This is a genomic window from Massilia pinisoli (genome assembly GCF_024753285.1).
Taxonomy (GTDB): domain Bacteria; phylum Pseudomonadota; class Gammaproteobacteria; order Burkholderiales; family Burkholderiaceae_D; genus Telluria; species Telluria pinisoli.
In genome coordinates, this window is record NZ_JANUGW010000032.1 from 36,748 (window position 1) to 60,864 (window position 24,117).

The following is a 24,117-nucleotide window of genomic DNA, read 5'->3' on the forward strand; positions in this document are numbered from 1 at the left end:
CTGAGGTCAATCCTCGTCCTTGGCGTCTAACCCCGGAATTTTCTTCAGCGCCAAGCCGAACTTCGAATAGTTCACTTTCACCCCGTCGTCTAGGTTGATGGGTTTTTGCTCGGTGGCCAGCGGGTAGAGCACATCGCGCTCATAGTCCTCCAGCTCGGCCAGCACCTTGGCCAAGCGGTCCACCTCTTTCAGCGCCCGTGTCTTGTCGCCCTGACTGGTGGCAGGGTTGATGCTCGCAGAGGCCTGGCGCTCCTTTTCGGTGACGAGCTTTTCGCGATAGTCGCGCAGGTACTTCAGCACCACACTAACCATATCCGGGCGGTAGCGGTGCATGTAGATCAGCGCATTGAAGCTGCCCTTGGGGCTACTGAACAACCAGTAGATGGGGCGCTTTTTGTAACGCTTCACATGGTCGGCATAGAACTCGCTCAGGAAGTAATCACGAAGGCTGTAGTTGCGCTTGCCCTTAAGGTTGAGCGCCTGCTCAATGAAGGCCAAGTTGTCTTCGTAATGCGCATCGCCAAACGCCACGCGCAGGAACTGGCGGAAACGCAAGGTTATGTCGTCCGGGAACCAGTCGCCGTCCAGCAGCGGGACTACGTTATCGTCATCAGCTGGGAAGCTGGGTTGCGGCACCTGGGCTAGGTAGTCGGCTAGCATCTCGCCTTGGTTGGCCAGAATCAGTCCCGGCTTGTCGAGGCTGTAGCGGCCGAACATGCAGCCCACGGCGTAGCTCACCAGCTCGCGCATAGTGTCAGCCAACAGCAGGGCTTCAAGCTCGTCTTCGCTCTTGTCGCCACCGTAGCGATAGTGCGGGTTGCAGGTGAGCGTAATTTCGTTCAACGGCACATCGGGTTTCAGTTCGTCCTGCAGGCCGTAAGCGTCGATGAAGATGCGGTTGTTCTCTTGCTCTAAACGCTGCATTTCCAACGTCACTTCGCGCCAGTGAGTGCGGAGCCTCTGATAACTGGTCTTGAGTGTGGTTTGGCTGTGGCTGGCTTGTAGCAGCGGGGATTTGGAGAAATCCCAGGAGGTTTCGTATGTATTCCAATCCTCTTTCGCAAGACAAATATTAGTGCGACTCGCTGCCTTTACCTGGTCAGAAAATGCGGCACCAGTATCAAGCGGTAGAGCCGATATATCTGCGACTAAGAAATTAAGCGTCGGGTTCAGCACCTGCAGCGCATATTTCGCGACGAAAGAATTCAAAAAAGACAGAACTCCTTCAATCGAATTCTCCACCTGCGGAATGCAAGCGGTTCCAGCAGCCCCAAAAACAAAGCCGCCATCACAATATCTCGCACCATAACCCGAAGATGTAATATTCGACCAAGTAATGCATTCGAGGAAATAGTAGTTTGTATTCTGTATTTGACGTGACGCTGAGCCATATAACTTGGCCGCATAATCGATTATTTCTTCTCCGTCGTTCTCCCAGTTTACCAATATCTCCGCATTTCCATACCATTTTCGATATCCGCCACCAGCATTTATTGGAAACCACTTATTTTTCGAGCGCTGGGCCTCCACCCTTGAGGAAAACCCAAAGCCAACTTTATTTCTTGAAACCTCGAACCACTTTTTCAAGAATCTTTCATTATCACTAGTTACAAGCCCCTTCTTCGGGGACGCGATAGAAGATAGTTTCTTCAAGCTCACGAATTTTTCCAGCAGAGATTCATTAGCCCAGTATGCAATCGGGTTTCCCGGGATCTTTTCGAAGTCCTCTGCTGATGCTCGTGAAAAATATTTCTTAATGGCTTGCTCTGGCGTGCTGGCTTGGCTGTTACTCATCTTTAGTATCCAAATTTTTTCCTCAACTGGCCCACTGATCTACTGCCAATCATCTGGAATATTTTTCTGATTCATTATTTGTTTGACCGTCTCGGCTTTACTGTCCTAGCTTAACCACCTCAAAATCTGGGTTGTCCGACTTCGGCCGATGACGTTAGGCCAGCGCATTCGTCTCCAAGTTGCCGACACGAGCTGCGCGCCATTTCGGGAAGCTTTGGTTCCACAGCTCGATGTTGAATACTTGGCAGTTCTCGACTAACTGACGCTTCCAGCGCGGCACGGCCTTCCCCATGGGCGGGAGTTTTTTGGCAACTTCATCTGAAAAGTTGGGCAGCAGCTCACTGTCTTCGAGCGTGACGAGGCTGATGTAGTGAACAGGCTTGTGCAGCCTTTCTTCAGCCCAGCGATACAGGAAGGTGTCGATGAACTTGGCGGCAAAGGTGTCACTCAGCGTGCCGTCCTGCAGTTCTCCATAAAACTTTGCCAGCCCCTCGGCCTGTGCTTTCGGGTTTCCCGGGTCTTTCACTTCAACAAAGAGAATCGCTTCCTCAAGCTCGACCACGAAATCGACGCGGTGCATTTGCCCGATGCCGTGGTAGCCCGGTTTACCGGCCTTCATTTGATCGAAAACAATGGCGTCGATTGCATTCGTAAAATCAATTTCCAGATCGCGTTCGCGCAGTTTCATTTACCCAAGGCCCCCATCTTGCGAGCAACCTGCTCCTTAGTCAGCTCGTTGAAGGTGTCTGCAATGGCATTCGGCTCGATGGCTCGATAGTCGTCCATGCTGTCCAGACAAACCTGACCGGAGTCAGCATCACGTGAAAGCACGTGAAAGCGGACTTGATCACCCTTCCCCTTGTCCATCAGCAGGTCGAACCACTTGAGCAACACATAATCATGTGTGGCCAGGATAACTTGCTGACCATTGCGGGCGAGCTCTAGTAATGCCTGCACCAGATCCTTCATCAACTTGGGGTTGAGATTGGATTCGGGTTCATCCCATAGCAAAGGGCCGGTGGTACCGGGGTTGAGGCTCCCGTTGCTGAGCAGGCGCTGCAGCACGCCAATCTTGCGGAAGCCCTCGGCAGTCATGCCGCTAGAAAGACGATATTTGCTACTGGGCACGAACTTCCATTCGGTGCTGTCCTGGTACATCTGCGCATGCTGAGCTTTGCTACGCGTGGCGGCTTCTTTCTCCACGAAGCGGCCGGATTCGAAGACGAAACGGCCGTTCTCCAGCAAGTATTGACCGCCGATCAGGTTGATTAGACGGGGCACTATGCTCGTAAAGCGCGGGTCAAGCTGGACTTTGGCGTCTAAGTCGTTAACACCTTCTTTGACCAGCTGGTTGGCCAAATCCAAGTAACCGTTGTCGAAGATGCGTTCGATAGTAGGAAGATGAGACTGGTCGGCAGTTAGGCCGCGCACTAGCGACAGCACCTCTTTCGTCGGAATAAAGATGGCGGGAGAGGCTTCGCCACTCATACTTGTCCTGACCTTTGACACCGTGGCGCTGCCGCTGAACCTGACGGCAACCTCCTGGCCCGAGGCAAAGGTAATACTCAGCAGAGCCTCGCCGCGCGTGCCAGCACGACGCAGCTCGCCAACTTGCTCGCTGAGCGGATGGTAGAGTCGGCACAGCTTCCGCGCCAGCTGCTCGCCAGCTAGTTCTCCAAGGACTTCCGGCCCACTTAGAGCCTGAATGGCCTTGAGTAGGTGAGTCTTGCCTGTGCCATTCTCGCCGATTATGATGTTGATTCCCGGCGAGAATTCGATGGACAACGCAGTGAAGGCGGTAAAGTTCCTAAGCTGCAGGTTAGTGATCATGAAGCCCTCCCTTGAGCGACAGCCTTGGCCATCATCTCCATCTTTTCCGCTTCCGAATTGCCATCTACCAGGCGCATGTAGGCGCCCCTATGGTCCGGTTTGTGAGCGTTCTCCAGCACGAAGGCGGTGGTAGAGACCACTTCTCCGCCAATGCTGTCGAAAGCCCGCGCGCCCAAGTGCGCCATGGACAAAATGGTGTGCTGGTCGAGGATGCGGCTACGCAGCGCCTCGAATGAGGCCAGAAACATCCAGCTCTGCATGGTGATCATGGCGACTGTGCCCCCCTTCACCGCAAGGTCCAGGTTGCGCTCGATGAACATCGCAAACAGATCGGCCTTGCTGTTGGGGTAGGATTCTTTTGCCCAAGCGTTCAAGCGTCCGTTCATGCCCTTGCCGCCCATGTAAGGCGGGTTGGCTACTACCACGGCATAGCGTGGGCTCAAGGCCTCGGCCATGCGCAACACGGTTAGCACGCGCTGATGAGTCTCTGCCAGGAACAGGTTGCCGGCCATATCCTTAGCTTCCAACGTCGCCAGCACATCTTCCACATTGCCTACCTTGGGCACGATCAGCGAACCAAAGTTGTCGGCCTCGCTGAACTGTTGCAGCGTCTCACGCAGGCCATGGGTGAAAAGGTCGCGACCAACATGGCCCATGTACTCGTCCAGCTCTTCGCGGGTGAAGCTCACTTTTTCCAGCACGGTGATGTGGGGCTTGACGCGCTTGTTGAAGAAACGACGCTGGCGGGCGCGGGCCTTCATGGTCAGCGCAAAAGCGGCCAACTCGCCGGCGCGCTCGTCCAGTTCGATGCCGAAAAGATTGTGGGTGAGGATTTTTTCCGGGATCTCAGCCGCGTCGAAGCCTTCTTCTTCGTAGATGGCGTGCAGCAGATCAAAGGCATAGGTGAGCATGTGGCCCGAGCCGCACGCGGGGTCGCAGACTTTGATGTCTTCTGGGCCCTTGATCTTAAGGAAGTCCGTTTCCGGTTTTGCGGAAGGAACGTAGTAGGCCATCTGCTCGGCCAAGCGGGAATCTGGCCGGTTGAGCATCCACAGGCGACCCAGCGAGTTGTCCACCAGGTAGCGCACGATCCAGTGCGGCGTGAAGAGCTGGGTGGCAGCGGGGATGTTATCCGGGGAAATTTTCTGATTTTTCTTCAGTCCTTCGAAGATGGCATCTTTCTTCTCGGAGATGTAAAACTGGTACAGCCAGCCGATGACTTCCACATCCTGGCAGGCATCCGGCGTCATGGCCTCGCGGGTATACGCCAGGATGGAGTTGCCTGAGAGAAGATCGTCAGGCATCAGCAGCTCGGTGTAATCGTCGATGTGCTCGAACAGAAAAGGCATCGCCTGATGCCAAGCGTTGCTGGCGGCCACCACCAGCAGGCGGTAGGCCTCGCCCTGTGGGTCGTGGCTGGGACTTTTACCGGCTAGCAGGTCGGCAATCTGCTGGCGCGTCTTGGCCCGCACCATCTCTTCGTCAATATGGCCCATCTTAGCTTCCAGCAGGATCTCGGGCTGGAACTGACCTTCAGCGGGCGACACGATGCCGATGCGCGTGTAGCGGTTCACATCCATGAAGCGCAGCGCGCAGAAGCGGTTGAACCAGATGTAAGCCACACGCTCGATGACCTGTTCCTTTCCATGGCTCTTAATCGCTTCTTCCAGCGTCTTGACGGCCGCGGCCCTTTCGCGGCGCGCCGGACTGGCGTCAGATAACACTAAGGCCAGCTTGGCGCCTACTTGCTCGCCCAAGGTGCGTCGGGCGAACTGGGCGAATTTTTTGAGTTTGCTTGTATCCATGCCCTGCCTCAGATCTGCACGCGGTTACCGGCAAGGATTTCCCTCAGCCAGGCTTCACGCTGTTTGTTCAGGTAGTCGTCGAGCTCAGTCTCATTGGTCAGCCATGGCTTGGCGTAACTGACTTTGATGGCGCGGGCGGGCACCAGTTTGGGCTCAGGTGACGGCGGTTTGGGCCCTGTCGAGCCGGCCGGCGGGGTTTCTTCGCCAACGGTCTGCTCGCCATCGGGTTCCAGGCTGGGCTTCGGCGGTGGCGGCGTCTCGGGCTTGGCCCATTGCTCCAGTTGCACTAGTAACTGTGGATAGCGGCTGTCTTCGAAGTGCCGCAGCTGATCGCGGATCATGGCGATCCGCTTCTGGCCATGCAGCGCCAGCCTTGCATCAGCAAAAGGCTGGCTCAGCTGCGACTGGTGGGTAGAGCCGAGACGACCGTATTCCTCGGTGGCTTGTAGTTTTTGCTCCAGCTCTGCAAGGCGCTTGGTGGCTTCTTCCTTTTCACTAGCCAACTGGTTGACGATTTCTTGCTGCAGGGCATCCAGCTGCGGCTTGAGTTGCTGCAAACGGTTGCCTTGCCAGGGTTTGCCGTCGGCAAGCAGGTTACGAACAGCCTCCACTCCGGCCGCGCCCACATAGGCAAAGTTGTCTTCCTGCTCGGCGACCAGCAAGCGAGCATGTTCAAAGATGGCACGCTGCGGGCTCTTCATGAAGCGCCGCAATGGGTCGATGATGTTTTCTTTGGTGTCAAGCAAAGTGTCTTCAGCGCGGGCGAGGTCGGTCAGGAACCAATTGGGGTTCTTGCTCGCCACATCCTTTAGGGTGGCCAGCACTGGGGTCAGCGCGCTCAGGAACGGCAACTGCGATTTCTGGCCGTGCAGATCGACCAGTTCGATTTCCAGGTCTTTTAACGCGTCGATAGTCTCACGAGCCAGCGCACGCGCCTCGTTGCTGCTGGCCGGCTTGTCGAAGAAGTCGGCAAAGAACTCTTTAAGCGTGCGTACTTGTGAGGCGCTGAATTCAACCTGTGGCTCAAGGACTAGCGAGGCATGGGCATTGGTGTTGCGCAAACTGCGCTCCAGAGTGTCATGCTCCAGCGAGTTACTGTCTTGCCTGACCTCGACCTTGCCGCGCGCACACAACAGGGCCAAGTTGCAAAGAATGGCAGCGTAGTACCAGCCGTAGTTCTTGCGCTCGAAACGCTCGATCAAGCTCTTGACGGTAGTGCGCACTCCGCCCCGAGCGTTGCCTTGAATGAAGGCCAGCAGTTCTTGTTCAGGCTCGGTGAGACTGGTGGCGTCATTGGCTAGCAGCCCGTCTTCCACCATGCGCAGGTGCTTGCCGATGTCTGCCTCGTTGAATGGCACATCGCGCAGCATGCGCAGGTTCGGGTAGGTGGTTTGCAGCAGATGTTCAAAGCCTTTGAGCACCCGGGTCTGGCCGTCTCCGGTGCTGACATCCACATCTGCCGCATTGATGATGAGTGTGGCTTTCCCCAACAGGCTACGGGCACGCACTTGCAGGTCGTTCAAGCGTTCGGTGTTCTGGAAGCCCCTGGCATCCAGAATGCGCTTGACCGCTTCTTGTGTAGTGTTGCTGTTCTGCCGGATGTACTTCTCGGTGCGCTTGTACATCGTCAGGTCCTGCATAAAGCGTACGTCGGCTGGTAAGACCACTCGCAACTCATCACGTCCCATGCTCTGCATGCGCTGCAGGGTGATGTTGTCGAAGTTATCGGAGAGCGGCGTGATAATGTGGATGGCCAGCTCGTGCTCACGGCTGAGCGCGCGGTCATCCATCTTACGGGTGTAGGCGTAATCCTGACCGTTGCTGTAGCGGATCTTGCGCTGCCTGATGACGCCATCGAAAAGCAGGGTTTCCAGCTCCTTGAGGATGTCGGCTGTCTCGACCTCGGTGTTCTTTATCTCTTCTTCGATGTCTTTTTCTTCGTCGGTCAGGTACTCGTAGACATCGCCATTGCGCTGGATGTAAGTCTGCTGTTCCAGCAGGTTGAGTGCAGCTTCAAGGCGCTTGCGTTGCGCGGGCAGGTCGTCGCCAAAGCGCTCCAGCATCAGCACACTGAGGTTGCGCAGCGTGGCCTTGAACTCCTTGACGTATTTGACCAAGAAGAGCGCCTTGAGAACGCGCACTGCGTAAGGGTCGCCCAGATGGCGCTCTGCATTGTTGATGGCACTCTGGATGGCGCTCTTGAGTGCGCCACGGATACCTTCGAACATGCGGTCAAAGGTAGCCAGCTGGCCAACCGGCTCCTGATCGATGGCAATCGCTACTTCCCGGAACACGCCGAGCATGGAGCGCTCGCCCACCGAGTTGGCCTTACCTTCGAAACCGTTGTGCAACGAGATGCCGCGAATCGAGGCCTGGAACAGCGGGAACTGATAGGGCACGAAGGGGTAGCAATAGGTGAAGTGTTCCGCGTCCCGGAAGTTCATGTACTGCTGACCACCGTCAGCGAACTCAAACAGGGTTTTGAAATTGTTGAGCTGCTGGTCGTAGGTGCTGACCAGCAGCTCGGTGCCGATCTCGTTTTTGGTGAGCAGGCGCTTTTGAATCACCTCGGCCACGTCGGCACTGGTGAGCTTGAGTCGGTTGGCAAAGCGGGCCTGGATCTTTGAGAAGTCGTTGCTCTGCTGCTTGTTCATGTCCCCCAGCACGGAGTTCATGTCCTCCTGGGCGGTAACGATGATCCAGGCGCGGCCTTGGCACTTTGTGGCCAGGCTTTCTGCCACGGTCTGCAGGTTGGTCATCAGCTTGGTGTTGTCGGCGATGTACTGCCCCACTTCGTCCACGAAGAAGTTGAGGCGGAAGTTGGCTGGCTTCTTGTCCAGCCATGCCTTGACCTGTTGACTAAAGTCTTCGATGGAGACGTTGTACTGTGCGCGGTACTTGTCCAGAATGCCCTTGGCCAAGGTCAGATCTTCCCCGGTGATCTCGGCATAAGCGCGGGCGATGTTGCCCGATTCCAGCAGCGCCTGTTCTCGGCCACGCTCCCAGGGTTTGTTGGCCAGGCGCTGGTAGGCGTCCTTGAACGCATTCAACTGTTCCCGGCTGTCCAGGTCTCGTTCGAACTGCGCGATGTAGCCCTGCTTGCCGAAGTAGCCACAAGTCTCGTTGAATACCTTGACGAAGACCGAGAGCAAGGCGTCACTCTGGCTCTTGCTAATGATGTCGGCCTTCTGGTCGATATTGAACAAGATGCTTTTCGAAGGGATTGAAGTGGCCTTCTTCAGGGCTGCGCGCAGCAGCTCGTCCTCTTTCGGGATCTTGGGAAGGAAGATGTCGAGTGCGGAGGTGCCATCGATGGCGCGGTTCTCCAGCATCAAGGCCAACATCTTCAACAGATGTGACTTTCCCGAGCCGAAGAAGCCCGAGACCCAGACGCCGTTCGCACCATGGTAGTCGTTGTAGGCATCAAGAAAATGCTCCAGTCGCTTGGCGACCTCGTCTGTCAGCACATACTCGTTGAGCTCCACATAAAGGCTCGATTCATCGTCGGCCTTGATAACACCTTCTATCGGGCGGCTTACTGGATGCAAAAAAATGCGGTTAAGTTCCATCGGGTCTTTCCTCAAGCCTGGGTCTCGAAAATATTGAAGGCACGGTAGTACTTGTCGTCGTGCAACAGTCCAAACAGCTCCAGCGACGCGCCCTGCTCCAGCGAATGCCGGTATTCGCCAGGGAAGAACAACACAGTGGGCTTGTTCTTGGCGGTGCTTTGCAGGTTGTTGAGCACGTTATGCGATCGGATGTAGGGGAAGACTTCACCGATGCCGGACAGGAACAGCACGTCAAAGTCAGCTTGCTGCAATCGCTCGCCGATGGCGGGGATCAGGTAGTCCTCAATACCGAGCACGTTCTGCAGCAGTTCGAGCAAGTTATCCTTTTCGACATCGGCTTCGACAGTAATAAGTTCATCCCAGAGCCGGCTACCATCTCCGCTGCCCTCGCGAGCCTGCAGCAGCTCGATGCTGAGGTCGTACAAATTGATGTCCAGCACTCTGACACCGCGTCCGCCCAAGCACAGCACGCTAAGATTGGCCAAGGAACTGATGAGCTGCCGTTGCAACCGTTGCATCTCAACGGCTTCGCTGGCGCGAAACTCACAGATGTAGAAGGGCAGATCGTTGTTCAGCCCGCGCATCTGCAAAAATCGCTCACTACCAATCACTTTGATCAGATGTTCAAATCGGTTGGCTAACGGTTGCTGACTAATCTTTTGGTTCATTGAAGCCATCTTTGAATATCGCTGTCTGTAGCCGGAAAGACGAGCAGTTCTCGTTCGCTACGCTTGGCTAGAAGGTGCGCAAGATGCGGACTGAGCAAAGCTGGCTGGATCATGTGCTGCTCCGAAACCAGATCCGCTTCCCGCAACATGCGAAATAGGTTCTGCCGCAGTTTGTGCTGGGTGGACGTGGCAATATCATCGAGCTCTGCATGCCAAAGCGCCTTACTGTTATAGAAATTGTCATAGTCGCCAAAGGACAACTGCCGACGCATTAGCACGTGATGCTCCCGAAGAACTTCGGTGGCGAAATCGCGAATAAAGGCGTAGCGACGACAGGCGGCTACCCATAACAAACTGGCTTGATCACGAAGGTTCAGCCCCAGCAGCGCTTGCAGTTCGAGTTCGTCTAGATGCTCCAGCCGTGCAGTGACCTCCTTGCTGATGCGCGTGGCGGCGGCGGCGGTTCGTACTTGGAGGAGGTTGTCTTGTCGCACCTGGTCACGGGCCCTTACCCAATCCCTGAAATTCAGGTAGCACGCGGCGACCGTAGGTGCCTCTTGCAGGAATAGCCCACCAGTAGTGAAAGAAAGCCGGTAACGCACAGTCATGCGGCTTGCTCCTTGCTGGCCTGATACCCCGGAGCCAACATAGCGGTCTCGACGCCGTAAAGGACTAGGTGGTCTTTTAACCACAGACGATACTCGGGCCCTCGCAGACTATGGTCGGGTGAGCAGTCTACGCTCCACTTGCGCAATGCATAGCCAGCCAACGCCGCACGCAGTCTCAAACGCAGCACGCTACTTGGCATGTCGTAATCCATACAAGTGATTTCGGGACGCGGCTGGTCGGGGTGCGGCACGAAGTCGAGTTCCACGATACGCGCCCACTGTACGTCCTGCTCGGGCAATTCATGGCGCAGCGGAGCATCGTCGAGACGCGGCTGAGGATCACGAATACGAGTGAGTACGAAGTCACGGAACGCTTGGCTTTTGCGATCGAAAGCACGCACGTGCCATCTTAACCCCGTGTCGAGCAAGGCAAACGGTACGATCTCGCGATGTGACTCCCCACTGCTAACGGAGTGATAGCGAATGCCAAGTACCTGTCCTAGATGAATGGCTCGGGTGACGCATCCCAGTACGTCTAGATTGGGATGCGAAAGCCGCGTCGGCATGAGACAAGGTAGGAGAGGGTCGGACGATGGCGTAATTGCATCGCCTAGTTGCTCAGCCAACCAACTCAAGACTTGTTCGGGGGGCGCCGGGAACAGAGGGGTGAATTCGGAACCGAGCAGGTAGCGCTTTCCCCTGCTGTCGTAATCAATATTGGTTGGCGCCAGCTCCTTGTACATCGCAAGATCACGAGAGGCCGCGGCTGACTGAATGCCAAAACGCTGCATTAGATCCAGGCGACGCAATTCTCCCAAGAAGCGCAAACGCAGCTCGGCATGCTTAAGCCGATCCCTTTGCGGTAACGGCAGCTGTGCAAGCGGTTCATCGATCATGGTCAGGACATCCGAGCAAAGAGAAGAGAAGCTGCTAAGTATATCCAAAAAGAAACATCACCGCATCAAAATGATACGGTCATGGCGTCCAAAGCTGTGGTTTTATTGTCAACCCATTTCGATCTGCATGTGCTACCGGTACCCAAGTCGGCGCAAGTCGGTCACAGCCCACGCAAGCCTTCCGTGGATCCGAATTGGACGAACTGGTCCGTTCTCGTAGCACGCCCACTTCCGTAGCGTCTGTACCTTACGTCCAAGGTGATAAGCCGCACAGGCCGTGTCGACATGTTCACGGGTTTCGTTGGCCAGCGAAGAATAAGGCGCGCATAGCGGAGCCGGCTGCACGTCAAGCTGGCTACGTAGCATGGCCATTTCATCCCTCAAGTGTTCAACGTCTGCACCCAACCGGGTCAGAGCAGCGGCTAGCGTGTCTCGCTCGCGAGCAAGAACATTGAGAGTGTCAGCCAGTTGGGTGAGCGCCTGAAATAGCGGATCGTCCATGGTGGCAGTCTACGCTGATTTTGAGCATGGAAAGTGCACTCGATCCCGCGCAGTTTCCGCTTTGGCTGGTCCACGCCATCTTTTCTCATCTTAATAATTCTGCATCGCAGAATAGAACTTTATGCGCATACAGCCTATTTAACAGCTGAGTCCATTGCTTAGGCAGTCAATTCCGATGGACATACTAGTAACACCATTATAAAATTGCAAATATGAAATTTATATTGTTGTAAAAAGTTTGAGCCAGACGGTCGCATTCAATTTGTTAGAAAGCAATAAGAGTCACTGAAAGGCAGGGCAAGGGCGTGAAGCGATACAGGTTGACGAATCTCCAGCGCGACATCGTGTCGAAGTCAGGTTAGGTTGAACTCATGGATGAAGTCGAGGTTAAGGAATTTACACAGCGCGCTTCTCAATTGAGATCTGAAGGCAGGCTAGAGGAATCGATGCTGGCGGCGCGCCACGCGACGACTCACGGACCAGAAGACGCGAATGCGTGGTGGCAGCTGGCGCTGACGCTGCGCCGCCTGGATGACGATGGCCGGGCATTGTCAGCGCTGGAGCGGGTCACCGAGCTGGCGCCGCATTTCGCCGCCGGATGGTACGAACTGGGTCTCGTTTACGAGGCATTCGGCCAGCTGGACGATGCGATCGCCAAATACGAGATGGCGCTCACAGCCGACAGCGAACACGCGCCAAGCATGCGCATGCTGGCGCGTGCCCTAAAGGACGACAAATCGGCTTCCGCAACGCAGCGCCGCCTCGAGCTGTTACGCGCCCTGTGGGACGCCAAGGAACTGCCGGACAATGCGCTGTTCGACTTCGCCTACCTGCTGGCGGATCAGGGCGAACCGGCTCATGCGGCACGCATGTATGAGACGTACACCTGCCGGTTGGACGGGAAGGCGGCGTACTTCAACCTGGCGTTGACCTATAAGAAGCTGGGCCGCGACGCTGATGCGCTCGACGCCTTCGACATGGCCCTGTTCATCGGCTTTGAAGACGACAATCTGCCAAGACTAAGCAATGACGTGCACGGCAAGCTGCGTGCATTGGCGGACAAGATCGCGCGCAATCCCGAACCGCTGCTGGCGGAGGACGAGTGGTACCAGCACTACGTTAATCCATTCGCGCTGCTCGACGCCGATACAGTGGAGGACTTGCGCAACCAGCCGAAGGCCCTACAGAAGGCGCGCCAGGCGGTACTGCGCGAAATCGAGCTGGAAGACGGGCACTTGGCGTGGATGCCTGGCCTGGTGCTTGACAAGTCGACCGCGCTGTCCAGATTGGACGAACTCAACGACCCCGATGTGTGGGATGCGCATCAGGTAGTGTTCGAAGACAAAGCACTGTGCAGCTTCCTGTCGCGCGGTGAACTCGATCATTTTCTGGGCCGCGCGGACCCGTCGGTCCCGCCTGTGATGCCGTACCAGCTGGACGAGACTACTTTGCGCGTGCTAGGGCCCGTCTTCGCTGCACAGTACAACCGCGTCCTAACCCGCGCCATCGAGAAAGGCAATGTCGACGCCGTCGAATGCCTGTTCAAGGGACGCCGCTGGGTCGCGCCCGAACATGCAGAGCACTGTTTTGAAGGTGCCCGGCGCGTCCTCGAACGCCTGGCCGCCCCCCTAGTCACGCTCGACGACGCAGCCGATGGACGGACCGTCGGCCTGGACGAGATCCAGCGTGTACTCGCGGCCGGATCACTTAGCAGCCTGCTGCCTCATCTTCCGATGGAGTTCCACGCCACGCACAATGCGGTCGGAGGCGCACTTCGCGGTCTGGCGGTATCGCACTTCGGCCGCGAACACGATGCGCCGCAAGCGCTTGAAATCCTCAAGCTAGCCAAGGTCTGCGCCAACAAGCTGCCCGCACTAGCGCATCTCGTCGACGCGGACGAGAAAACGCTGAACGACATGATCGCCGAGGAGCGCAGCAAGGAAGCATCCATTACGGTCGGTCGGGCACGCTTGCAGGTCACGCGCGCCGGCGTCAGCCATGGCGACTCTCAACTGTCCCCCGGCAGCATCGTTGGCGTGCGCTGGGGGATGACCAAGACCAGCAATGCGCCGCCGACCATGCGCTACACGATCTGTTTCCAGGGGCGCAATGGCGGCGACATCCTAGGCATCTGGACCAAAGTGGGCAATCTCGACGAGCAGCGTTCCCAGTGGTCGAAGCTGATCGATGCGGCTTTTCATTTCGTGATGGCCAGCGTGCTCGGATGGTTTGCCGAACAAATCGAACACGGCCATCAAATGCGTGTCGGTTCGGTCGACGTGGACCGCGACGGGGTCACTATGGACGAAAAAGGCTGGATTTTCACGAGCCGCACCACGGTTCCTTGGCATCAGCTGACATCGCAGCTGGTAAACGGCTCGCTCGTGCTGGGCAGCCTGAGCAAGCCTAAGGCGAGCGCCGACTTGCCGCTAGAGACGACCTGGAATGCCGTCGTCCTGCATTTGTACGCTTCGAAAAAGGAATAGTCGAAATCATGAACTCTCCCGTCCGCTTTGAATATCCAAAGTACCTGCTGCAAACACTGAACCAAGTTTACGACATGGAACGCAAGCTCAGCCTGCACGGCGACAGCGCAAACCTGCTGCGCAACGTAGAGCGCATCAAGGACGCGTTTGCTAGCCAAGAGCCGCCGCTGTTCTACGAAGACCCGATGGGCCAGCCATTTAGTGAAACGCGAACCGACCTCGAAGCGTCGATCTCCGGCGTCGGCGCTGACGATCTTGTGGTCACTGAAGTCATCAAACCGATCATCCGGGCTGGCAAGCAAGAATATTCAGTCGTTGTCCAGCGCGGCATCGTCGTGGTTAAGACGCGCAGCGCGGACAACGCCGCATCAGCGGTCGTACCGATCGAAACCAGCCAGGGTACAGACGGCACGGCAGGTCCACAACCAGACACCCAGAATGGAGAGCAGGCATGAGTAACACGATCAATTTCGGCATCGATCTCGGTACGTCGAATTCCCTGATCGCCAAGTTCGACAAGGGCGAAGTACAGGTCTTCAAGAATCCGAACGGGTTCAAGGAGACGCTACCGTCGGTGGTGGGCTTTCGCAACGACCGCACCATGGTCGGCGATAAGGCGCGGGTATACTTGGAACGCGACGCTCGCAGCGTAGTCAGCCGTTTCAAACGCAAAATGGGAACGTCGGAAAGCTTCAACATCAAGGCGCTAGGCGCTTCGCTTACACCGACTGAGTTGTCTGCCATTGTCCTGAAAGAGCTGAAGGCTTTTGTGCAGTCGGGCGAGGAGGTGGACGCGGCCGTGATCACGATCCCGGCGTCGTTCGACACGCTACAAAGTAACGCGACCAAGGAAGCCGGGCGCCAGGCTGGTTTCAAGACGGTGGTGTTGCTGCAGGAGCCGATTGCGGCCAGCCTCGCCTATGCAAACAAGGAACGCAACGTCGATCTGAAGAACAGCCAGTGGCTGGTGTACGACCTGGGCGGCGGTACGTTCGATGCCGCACTCGTGCGCATCGTCGAGGGTGAGTTGACTGTTGTCGACCACGAGGGCAACAACTACCTGGGCGGCACCGACTTCGACGAGCTGCTGGTGGAGAAGGTGCTCGTGCCGGAGCTGCTGAAGCGCGGCCGCTTCGACGATCTGCTTGGCTCCCTGAAGAGTCTCACCGGCGAGCGCAATGCCTTGTGGCACGTTCTGCTGGCCCGGGCTGAAGAAGCGAAAGTCGAGCTGTCGGCCAAGACCTCAACCGAGTTCGACCTCGGCGCGACGCCAGTGGAGGATGACGACGGCAACGAGATCGATGCGATTCTCACGGTCACGCGCAGTGAATTCGAATCCGTCATCAAGGACGCGGTCGAGGCTTCGATCGACATGGTCAAGCGCATCCTCACGCGCAACAAGCTCCAGCCCAGCGACCTGCAGTTTGCGCTGATGGTGGGCGGCTCAACGTACATCCCCTACGTGCGCCGCCGCGTTCAGGAAGTGCTCGGGATCGCCGTCAACACCGACATAGACCCGACCAACGCGATCGCCGTCGGCGCCGCCTATTTTGCCGGCACTAAGGAAAAGCAGCGTGACGCGGAGGCAGGTGCCGATCGCGACGCCTCGCCGCTGAAAATCCGCATGGTCTACAACAAGACCTCACAGGAAACCGAGGAAACGTTCACCGCCAGGGTCGAGGGTGACCTCGACGGCATGCAGTACCGGATTGTGGGCAATGACGGATCGTTCGACAGCGGCCTCAAGAGGCTAGCCAGCCGGATTATGGAAGATCTTCCGCTGCGCGAAGGTGCCTACAACATCTTCACATTCAAGGTGTTCGACGCCCAAGGCACGCAAGTCAGGCTGGACGAAGACGCTATCCAGATTGCGCAGGGCCGCTACAGTGTCGCCGGCCAGATGCTGCCCGACGACCTGTGCTTGGTGTTGGACAAGCTCGATGCCAACGACACCCGGCTACATCTGCTGTTTGGCAAGAATGTCGTGTTACCGGCTGCCACGAAGTACACCGCGGAAGTCGGAAAGACGATTGTCAAAGGCTCGGACGAAGCACTGCACATTCTGGTGGTCGAGGGGCCGCAGGATCGCCACGCGTCGACCAACAAGCCGCTTGGCGCCTTGGTCATTACCGGCCGCCAGCTGACCCGCGACCTGATCAAGGGTACCGAGGTCGACATGATATTCACACTGTCGGAGTCGCGCGACGTGACCGTCAGCGCCTACCTGAACGGGACCGATCAGGAATTCTCGCAGGTCTTCAACCCGAAGCTACGGGAAGTGTCGACTTCGGTGCTCGCCACCGAAACACTGCGGCTCGAGGAACGCCTGCATGAAGAGATCGCGGACGCAGAGAAGCGCGGTCAGCGCGACGTCGCTTCCGGCCTAGGAAAGACGCTAGCGGGCGTACAGGAGCTAATGGGAAGGGTCGCCGCTCTGCGTGATGACGATGTCACTGACAGGAAGTTCCAGCTCGAGGACACAAAGCGAGAGCTGGCGCGCTCTATGCATGAGCTCACAGCCGGCAAGAGGCTCGAACTGGCGCGCAGCGAATACAGGAGCGTAAAAGAAGGATGTGCCACGACCGTGCAGGAATCTGGCAACGACCGCGAGCGTAACCAGCTCAAGGAGATCCTAGCGCGCGAGCACACTTTCATTGCCTCACATTCGCCCGAGAAGATCGAGGCCGTGACGACGGAGCTGCGTAGCATCGAATTTGGCATCTTGGCGCGCACCCCTGGCTTCCTGTTGAGCATGTTCGAACACCTAACGACGAAGCTGCCTTCGATGAATGACCAGATCCAGGCTACCCGCCTGTTCGACACGGGTAAGCGTGCCATCGCCGGCGAGGACTGGAGCGAAGTACGTGCAATCTGTGCACGTCTTTGGGACTTACTGCCGGACGACCAGCAGGACACCCCGCAGGCACGCATGTTGACCGGCTTGGTGTAATAGCGCGCCTGAAACCCAAGCCAGTGCCCGTACGTGGCAGGCGGCATCTCTGCACGCTCCTTCGCGGCCTCTGGAAATTTCGCAGCGCGGCGCATACCGATCGCGCTCGCGCTAGATTCTAGATAAAAAGGGATCAAAATTATGTCCGTAATAGAAAAAAACCGGAAGCCTTATATTGAAAATGATAACTTGGTCCAGACGTTGGTCGATCGTGAAAAAAAATTACGGCAACTCGATATTGATTTACCAATTAAAGTTCAGTTGTCTAAGGATGGAAAAAGAATTGAGGTCATCCAAAATAATGTAGTGCTAAACGGTGAAGTTAAGCGCCCGCTAATGCATCAGCTTGGGGGCCGAGCCTGGGGACAAAATCAAGACTTCAATTCTATTAATAGCACTTGGAAAGAGAAGTTTTATCATAATTGTGCTGAGTTGGAAGAGGAACTAGAAACTGTCTTTAGGCGCCATGAACTTTCAATTCGTTATGAGACAGATAGCCAGGGACAAAACCAGATTTATGGCATCGTAACACCACATTTTGTTGATGTAAATCAAATTGAGTTTCGAGAAAAATTTATAGAACAAACTCGTCAATCAACTGCAATCATTCCAGAAAGCTATGGTTTGGAAAGAGGAAAGTATGATGAAGTTATCGAGTATTTTAAATTTGATAGTCCAGGTTTTCAAACTGAGTTTCGATATGGACTAGTTTACGCGAGAAATAACGGATATGAAGCTTATAAAGTAAACTGGGAAAGATTAGTCCTCATCTGCAAGAACGGATTAAAAGGCTGGAGAGGCACAAAAAATTCCTGGAAACATACTAAGGCGATTGATTTATCTGACTTTATAGCCGCTACAGTAGAGGATGGAATAGGCAATCAAAGATTCTTGGAAGAGAGAATCATGGCATCCAGAGATGCACAGTTGAGTAAAGACAAGGTAAGCGAATTGATGGAGCGTTTGTCATTGGCCCAAGCATCAAAAAAGCGTGTTGCCGAGCGCCTAGCCATTGAGACTGATGCCGTAGGGTATAACGAATGGGCATTGAGTCAAGCCTTGACCTGGTTGGGCTCGCATGAAAAAGCAATCCCTTCAAAAAATCAACAACAACTAACTGGCTTAGGAACTGATGTCCTTGAACATTCTCTTGATGAGGTATTAGAAGAAGAATCAAAGATGTTTTTTGACGGCTCGTATGGATTGGTTTTTCCAAAAGGTTTTCGGCGCAGTTAACTCTGCTCCTGATCTCGAAGCTGGGCCGCATCGAGACACCATGCCACAGCTATTCCATTGATTTTCTACACCTTCTTAGTCATTTGATGCGTTCCACATTTCAGCAGCCTGCTCGACAGATGTTACCTCATCGATTTCCAAGAATAAACTATTGCCAACACCAGGGCTTTTCTCATTAACATAAGCGTAGCCAAATTCCGGCGAATACAAAACATTTACTCCGTCGGCATCGTGATACTTCAGTAGCGTACAGTCGCCTTCATCTTTGACGATAGCAGAGGCGTCGTCACGGCATTCGCGGGCATGGTCGCGCATGTCTGAGAACCGGATGCTCTCCAACTCGTCGTCAGTGGTTGATGCCTGATAGTGAAGATATTATTCACATTAATCCCTAATTTTTACGTATTCCACGATTCTTGTAGAAATAAAGTCATAAGCAGATTCATTACGTCTGAATAGCTGTATCTATTAGCATCGCAGTATCTTTTGAACTGGTCTTTCAAACCCTGATCGATACTGAATATGAAATCTACCATCGTTGGTTTCTTTGGGTTTATCAGAGTCGCAAACGACCGTGCAGCAGCACTAGTGGCAACAGGTAAAAGATCGGTATCAGGCAACCCCAAATAGTTAGAATGGTTCAGCTTGAAATTCTCGCCCTCGACTGGGTCAGACAATCGAAGCAGAATCAACGCTTCTCGGCTCAGAAAGTTTAAATCTTTCGACCAATGGCTGTGAAAACACTTTATTAAACCGTTAGCTCCCTCACCACTGATGTAAAGAGAGTATCCGTCTTTTGATGTATGTATATTGGCGACATAGTTTTTTCCAAGAATTACATTGCTTACGGAAGATAAAATCATAATATTTCTCGACGCTTTTTAGTTTTAAAATTTTTTATTGCGATTTTTTTAGCCTGAGAAGAAGAATTTTTAGATTCGGAAGTATCGCCAAGTTCTTCCTCGCATTCATCTTTTAAACTAAAATAGTCAACTTCTTTGTATTCATCCTCGCTTTCAGGATCGCGAGAATCAGGTTCGCCTTCGTATTCTTTATCATCCTCTTCGGGATCATGAGAATCGGGCCCATCTTTGTATTCATCGTCATCTTCTGGGTCACATGGATCAGGTTCGTCTTCATATTCATCGTCATCTTCCGGGTCACGAGAATCAGGTTCGTCTCCATACTGTTCCTCGTTTTCAGAAGCTCGAGAACTAAATTGCTCGACTTCTCGAACAATCTTATCAATTATGCTTTCAAGCTGAGTATCAGCTTCGCGAACTTGTTTGACAAACGTAGCCGAAATTCTACCTTCGGAATCCATTTCTGAATTTTCTGAAAATTCGTCAGTTTCGTTTTGCATAAATTCTAAATTCACAGAATCATTTGGCGCTGACAATTTAGAAATCCCATCCTCTACGGCATCAATAGGTTGGACTTCGCCTTCGAGCTTTAAGTCAATATGCAAAATCTCATTAACTATCTTGCAATATTCAGAATAAACTTTAGAAATCAAGGCTTTACGATCGCAACTCATATCGCCAAACCGAACCTCGATAAATTCCCCTAGTTCGTCCCAAAGTTGCCTGACTACGACACACCCCTTAAACAATGAATCCTCAGAATCTGGATTATCAACAACTTCAGCATAAACATGATGATTTTTTAAAGTTATTGATTTCCTAAATGTGGGCAATGGCACTTCAATCTCCTTTGGTTTCCTACTGATTCATTTAAGTTTATCACTGAGAAATCCAAAAAACGACGAAAAAAATTCTGCACATCTTTATCAAAAAATTTTATTTTTTTGTTGTTATGGTTTTCTCGCGAACCCGGCGTCGATTAGTGTAGAAATTGAAAGTCCGATACCATCATTCCAATTGCAATAACGCAAGGTCAAAAATATTTTTATGAATATGTTTTCGTTAGGCATAGAAAGTTCTGGTTAACTCCGGCCTAGCATAGGTAGACAGGGGTTTACCTTAGTAACTTCCTGGCTGGGTATCCGATCGGCGCACGGACGGGTACAGTACCTCCCGTAATTCTTCCACCTCGGCCTCTGCTCTATCTCGCTCGCTCGTGAGCAGGCCGATTCTCTGCATGAAGCCTTTGACCTGGTCGAGCGCCTTTGCCAGCTGCGCCTTGAGGTCGTCAATCTGCCGCTGGAAATAGGTCCGCTGCACCTGTATCTCGCGCGCCAGGCGGGCGTTTTCCTTGCGAAGCTGAGCCGCTTCCCGTTCCCGCTCGTCGCTTTCCTGGCGCAGCCGTTCCAGCGCCTCAGCCTGCCGGGCACGGGAATGCCGGCTCACCTCGGCCACGGTCTGGGCTTGCTCAACCAAGGCAATATGCTTAGTCTGTTCTTCCTTGTACTTAGCTTCCAGCTCCTTCGCCCTGCCGGTGACGCGATCTACGAGCCTCGGCGCCGGCGGCTTTAAGGCGGCCAGTGTCGGGTTTTTGTTAAGCGCCGCAGCGTACTGCTTGGCCGTTGTGTGCTTTGCCTTGGAGCCCTGTATGCCACGCTTCAAGCCGACCGGCGCACCAACCTTGGCGGCGAAATCGGTCTGCATGTCGCTCAGAACCTTGCGGCCACCGAGAAAATCTTTTGCCGACAGCCTTCCGTCCTTGGTGATCGGGACCGCATAAATGGCCAAGTGAGGATTTGACTCGTCCAGCTGAACGCTCACGCAAATGATGTTGTCCTTGCCGTGTCGCTCCTCGAGCCAAGCGACAGCGCCCTTGAAATATTGGTTCTTGGTCTGCGTCGAGGCTGTGGCAACCCACTCCGGGCTTGCAGCTACTAGGTACTCGATGCACAAAACGGCGTCCTTGCGGCGTTTCTCCGGCAACCTGGCCTTGAGTGTCTGCAGCAGCTCGGCAGAGCTCGTGGCGCCAAAGTTTCGGTTCAGGTGTGTCCGCGAGGCATCGGCATTAGGGGTTGGGATCTCGCGAAAGGTATGTTTTGCGGAGCCGGCCACCGAGCCGATCGTCGTTAGTTTCTCAGCGCGGAGGATGCAATAGTTCATAGCAGCCCCCGGAGTAGAGGCCACCGGAGAAACCCGGTGTACTCACTACACTTTCCAAGGAAAGTCGCTCGCCCTGCCGGGAGCCTAACCCACCCTACTTCGCGCCCCCATGAGGAGTCTTGACCGGATTGCGCTCCGGAGGCGTACTTGTGCATTCGGTCCATCATCTCTGCCTTTCGTATCTGCTCCTCTTATATTGCATGGTCGAGCGGGGCAAGGCTGCGAAAAAAACTGCCCAACTCGACTTTTCTACAATTTGGCGCAAAATACGGGCCTACGAACTTAAAGCAACTAAATTTCCGACATGCTCACACTTCGAGCGTTATGTAAGTACAGATCTCAACGCACTAGATCAGTCTGGCATCTTTCTTATCTCGTATTGGGCCAACGTCGCTTCGTCGTGTACCTGCATTGATCAATTCGTTAGTCCGTTGGGGAGGCTCATGGCGATGAACTCGATGCCAGTGGAACGCAGTTGGGTTTGAATCGCTGACAAAAATTTCTCTGCCGCCGCACTAGGTGCATGCCTATGAATAAGCTCAATTCGAAAAGCTTTGCCTCGTGCTACTGGCAATTCCTCGATCAGTTGTCCACTAGCAATAAACGCCAAATAGGCTCTGACCTTCCGCTCGATGAGACTAAAGTGCGACCCTGCATCATCCCAAGGTCGATGATCCGCAATACTAAGAACTACTTTCCCGTCGGCCTTCGAAATTCCTAGTCCATCGATAACGTCACAACGATCAATACCCATCGTCTTCCTTTTAGTTTCTAAGCGCCAAAGTCAGTGTTACTGCTTCGCAAGCCGACGTCATCTGTCCACTATTGGCCTATTTTGGTAAAAACCGACCAGCAACAATTTCGGGAGGTTTTAAATGCCCAACCTCTGCGTGATCATCCAATAGCGGCGGTTCTGGTCAGTCTAGAGTGTCAGAAAGCGTTCTTAGCATTATTTTTCAGTCGGTCTATCCTGCAACGTAGGATCTCTCGCTACCAGAAGTTGGCCGTAGCGAGCGTCGGGATGCTTACGTAGATAGGCTTGCACCTTCTCGTCTAATTCCTGTCGGCGTGCAGTGTCGGCACTTTCCTCTTGAGCCAAACGAGCAGAATTCATACGTCTAAATTTTTCGATCACCTTATTTAGCTTAGCTATCTCATTAAGGACCGCTTGTAGACCTTTTGGCTTCCCGACGCTTTCTTTAGACTCGTTCGTAAGAGCCAGAGGCGCTTGGGGCGCTGACAATAGTCCAGTACGTACAGCACGTTCGATCGCAAGCTGCTGACGGTCAATGTCCCACCCAGAAGACACAATCCATTTGGCCGGCCTGTTAATTGACCTAGCCTCATTGACGAGCCGCTTATACGCATCCTTAAATGCCATCCGGCCGCCGATTTCGTCCTTGTTGTTCAAGAGCGGACGGGCGATTTCGAATGCCTGGGCAATCTCCTCCGTCCACACAACCGTATCGGCCTCATCTCGGCCGGCCTGTGCGATAGCCCAAGCTTCGTTTTCGACTGGCCGGCCATCCAGTAATTTGCACCTGGCGGCAACGCTATTCGGCATTGGGGCGAAATCCGGGCGCTCAATGCGGTAGTTCTCGAACGCCTGCTCAATTACCGACGGTGAGAAAGGCGCAAGATGGCTAAGCCAGGTGTTGACATCGGTCTTCTCTGGTAGTGACTTGTCGTAACCAGCAAGTACGTCAGCTAGTAAACGGACGAACCACGGTTTGTCCTCAGCCCGCATCGTTTACTTCCTCCATGTCGATGTCGATCACATTGGCATCCGTGCGAGCATCCCCGCCCATCAGTTCGGCCAAAATGCGGTTATTGCGCTGCTCGATAGTTTCCGGCCCAGTGGCCTGCTTGCTCGCCAGCTCAACGAATTTATCGATGTGATCAGCGTCACGGAAAATCAGGCCAACGCCGTTGTACTTCTGCCGGCCCAAAAATTCACCCCGAGCCATATGGAAATCGGACTTCGAGCAGCCAAGGATCGCATCGCAGAGCTGACGTGGTTCGTAGAGCTTGAGGGCTGCTTTGATAATCTTCCAGCGAGACTCGTCCAACTGAGCATTTGGCGTCGCCATGGTTTTTTGCCAGTACTCGAAAATCGTCTTCACCGCGCCGGCTTCGGGCGACACATCGCTATGGCCGACGAGTGTTTGTTCTTGCGCTTGCGCTTGCTCGTGTTCTTGCTCCTGTTCTTGCTCCTGTTTTTGTTCTTGTTCTTGTTCTTGGCTTGCAAGGGGCTTTGAAGGGGACGTCAAGGGGGCTTCGGCTCCCCTTCTTGACGCCATGCAGAACGGCTTCGCATACATATCGAAAAAGCTGGCGAGGTAAGGGTTATCAGGTAGCGAGTCGTACGCGTTTTGCACCCCCTTAATACGAGGATCCTTGCCGTTCAACTGGTCACTAACTTGGAAGCGAGCCATTTCGATCACCCAAACTACTTCGCTGTCCTGATCGTAGTGGCAAAATTCTGCCTCAATGCACCCGGCAAGGCCCTTCAGAGCTCCTTCTACGCCCAATCCCGTTTCATAGGCAATGTACGTTTTTGGAACGTAGTAAAAGCCAAGCATATTAGCGTGTGGCCCAGTCATCAGGTATAGAGCCACCATTTGTGCCTCGACACCGTGTTTCCGTAGGGCCTTCCCGGTTTTACCCATCCAGAACTGCGGGCTTACTCTTGAATAATTACGCATCAGTTCCTCTTCTTTCAACGCTTAAGGAGACGCTCACTTGGCGGTG

The 24,117-nt window shown here is 54.3% G+C and carries 18 protein-coding genes; 4 read left to right on the forward strand and 14 right to left on the reverse strand.

Features of this window, described 5'->3' with window-relative positions:
• Nucleotides 1–6: 6 nt before the first annotated feature.
• The 8 genes from pglX (NX784_RS27490) to NX784_RS27525 form a co-directional block, all read right to left on the reverse strand.
• Nucleotides 7–1,794 carry a BREX-1 system adenine-specific DNA-methyltransferase PglX gene (gene pglX, locus NX784_RS27490; protein WP_258819854.1) on the reverse strand — a complete coding sequence of 596 codons (1,788 nt, stop codon included), beginning with the start codon at nt 1,792–1,794 and terminating at the stop codon, nt 7–9.
• A gap of 154 nt (nt 1,795–1,948) precedes the next feature.
• Entirely contained in the window at nt 1,949–2,482 is a 534-nt protein-coding gene (locus tag NX784_RS27495; protein WP_258819855.1) for a hypothetical protein, read from the reverse strand.
• Nucleotides 2,479–3,624 carry an AAA family ATPase gene (locus NX784_RS27500; protein WP_258819856.1) on the reverse strand — a complete coding sequence of 382 codons (1,146 nt, stop codon included), beginning with the start codon at nt 3,622–3,624 and terminating at the stop codon, nt 2,479–2,481. The genes NX784_RS27495 and NX784_RS27500 overlap by 4 nt, the downstream gene beginning before the upstream one ends.
• Nucleotides 3,621–5,429 (reverse strand): BREX-1 system adenine-specific DNA-methyltransferase PglX, encoded by a 1,809-nt coding sequence (pglX, locus tag NX784_RS27505; RefSeq protein WP_258819857.1) that lies wholly within the window; start codon nt 5,427–5,429, stop codon nt 3,621–3,623. The genes NX784_RS27500 and pglX (NX784_RS27505) overlap by 4 nt, the downstream gene beginning before the upstream one ends.
• An 8-nt stretch (nt 5,430–5,437) precedes the next feature.
• The gene (brxC, locus tag NX784_RS27510; RefSeq protein WP_258819858.1) at nt 5,438–8,998 is read right to left on the reverse strand and encodes a BREX system P-loop protein BrxC; all 3,561 of its coding nucleotides are present in this window, start codon (nt 8,996–8,998) and stop codon (nt 5,438–5,440) included.
• 11 nt (nt 8,999–9,009) lie between these two features.
• On the reverse strand, nt 9,010–9,666 hold the full coding sequence (locus tag NX784_RS27515) for a DUF1788 domain-containing protein (RefSeq protein ID WP_258819859.1): 657 nt from the start codon (nt 9,664–9,666) through the stop codon (nt 9,010–9,012).
• Nucleotides 9,663–10,274, reverse strand: a complete 612-nt coding sequence (locus NX784_RS27520; protein ID WP_258819860.1) for a DUF1819 family protein — start codon at nt 10,272–10,274, stop codon at nt 9,663–9,665. Before NX784_RS27520 ends, NX784_RS27515 begins: the two co-directional genes overlap by 4 nt.
• A complete protein-coding gene (locus tag NX784_RS27525) occupies nt 10,271–11,170 on the reverse strand; it encodes a BrxR family transcriptional regulator (protein WP_258819861.1) in 900 nt (299 codons plus the stop codon). Before NX784_RS27525 ends, NX784_RS27520 begins: the two co-directional genes overlap by 4 nt.
• Nucleotides 11,171–12,042: 872 nt before the next feature.
• Here NX784_RS27525 and NX784_RS27535 point away from each other — a divergent pair.
• The 4 genes from NX784_RS27535 (at nt 12,043) to NX784_RS27550 (ending at nt 18,343) form a co-directional block, all read left to right on the forward strand.
• Nucleotides 12,043–14,157, forward strand: a complete 2,115-nt coding sequence (locus NX784_RS27535; protein ID WP_258819862.1) for a tetratricopeptide repeat protein — start codon at nt 12,043–12,045, stop codon at nt 14,155–14,157.
• An 8-nt stretch (nt 14,158–14,165) separates the two neighbouring features.
• Nucleotides 14,166–14,612 carry a hypothetical protein gene (locus tag NX784_RS27540; protein WP_258819863.1) on the forward strand — a complete coding sequence of 149 codons (447 nt, stop codon included), beginning with the start codon at nt 14,166–14,168 and terminating at the stop codon, nt 14,610–14,612.
• A complete protein-coding gene (locus NX784_RS27545; RefSeq protein WP_258819864.1) occupies nt 14,609–17,107 on the forward strand; it encodes an Hsp70 family protein in 2,499 nt (832 codons plus the stop codon). The genes NX784_RS27540 and NX784_RS27545 overlap by 4 nt, the downstream gene beginning before the upstream one ends.
• Nucleotides 17,108–17,248: 141 nt before the next feature.
• Entirely contained in the window at nt 17,249–18,343 is a 1,095-nt protein-coding gene (locus NX784_RS27550) for a hypothetical protein (RefSeq protein WP_258819865.1), read from the forward strand.
• A gap of 75 nt (nt 18,344–18,418) precedes the next feature.
• Here NX784_RS27550 and NX784_RS27555 read toward each other — a convergent pair whose 3' ends face one another.
• From NX784_RS27555 to NX784_RS27580, 6 genes are all read right to left on the reverse strand, one after another.
• Nucleotides 18,419–18,658 carry a hypothetical protein gene (locus NX784_RS27555; protein ID WP_258819866.1) on the reverse strand — a complete coding sequence of 80 codons (240 nt, stop codon included), beginning with the start codon at nt 18,656–18,658 and terminating at the stop codon, nt 18,419–18,421.
• A 544-nt stretch (nt 18,659–19,202) separates the two neighbouring features.
• Nucleotides 19,203–20,045, reverse strand: a complete 843-nt coding sequence (locus NX784_RS27560) for a hypothetical protein (RefSeq protein ID WP_258819867.1) — start codon at nt 20,043–20,045, stop codon at nt 19,203–19,205.
• 280 nt (nt 20,046–20,325) lie between these two features.
• Nucleotides 20,326–21,366, reverse strand: a complete 1,041-nt coding sequence (mobV, locus tag NX784_RS27565) for a MobV family relaxase (RefSeq protein ID WP_258819868.1) — start codon at nt 21,364–21,366, stop codon at nt 20,326–20,328.
• A 415-nt stretch (nt 21,367–21,781) separates the two neighbouring features.
• Entirely contained in the window at nt 21,782–22,120 is a 339-nt protein-coding gene (locus NX784_RS27570) for a DUF6572 domain-containing protein (protein WP_258819869.1), read from the reverse strand.
• Nucleotides 22,121–22,315: 195 nt separating this feature from the next.
• Nucleotides 22,316–23,113, reverse strand: coding sequence for a hypothetical protein (locus NX784_RS27575; protein ID WP_258819870.1), 798 nt, complete (start codon nt 23,111–23,113; stop codon nt 22,316–22,318).
• Nucleotides 23,103–24,071 carry a hypothetical protein gene (locus NX784_RS27580; protein ID WP_258819871.1) on the reverse strand — a complete coding sequence of 323 codons (969 nt, stop codon included), beginning with the start codon at nt 24,069–24,071 and terminating at the stop codon, nt 23,103–23,105. The genes NX784_RS27575 and NX784_RS27580 overlap by 11 nt, the downstream gene beginning before the upstream one ends.
• Nucleotides 24,072–24,117: the final 46 nt, after the last annotated feature.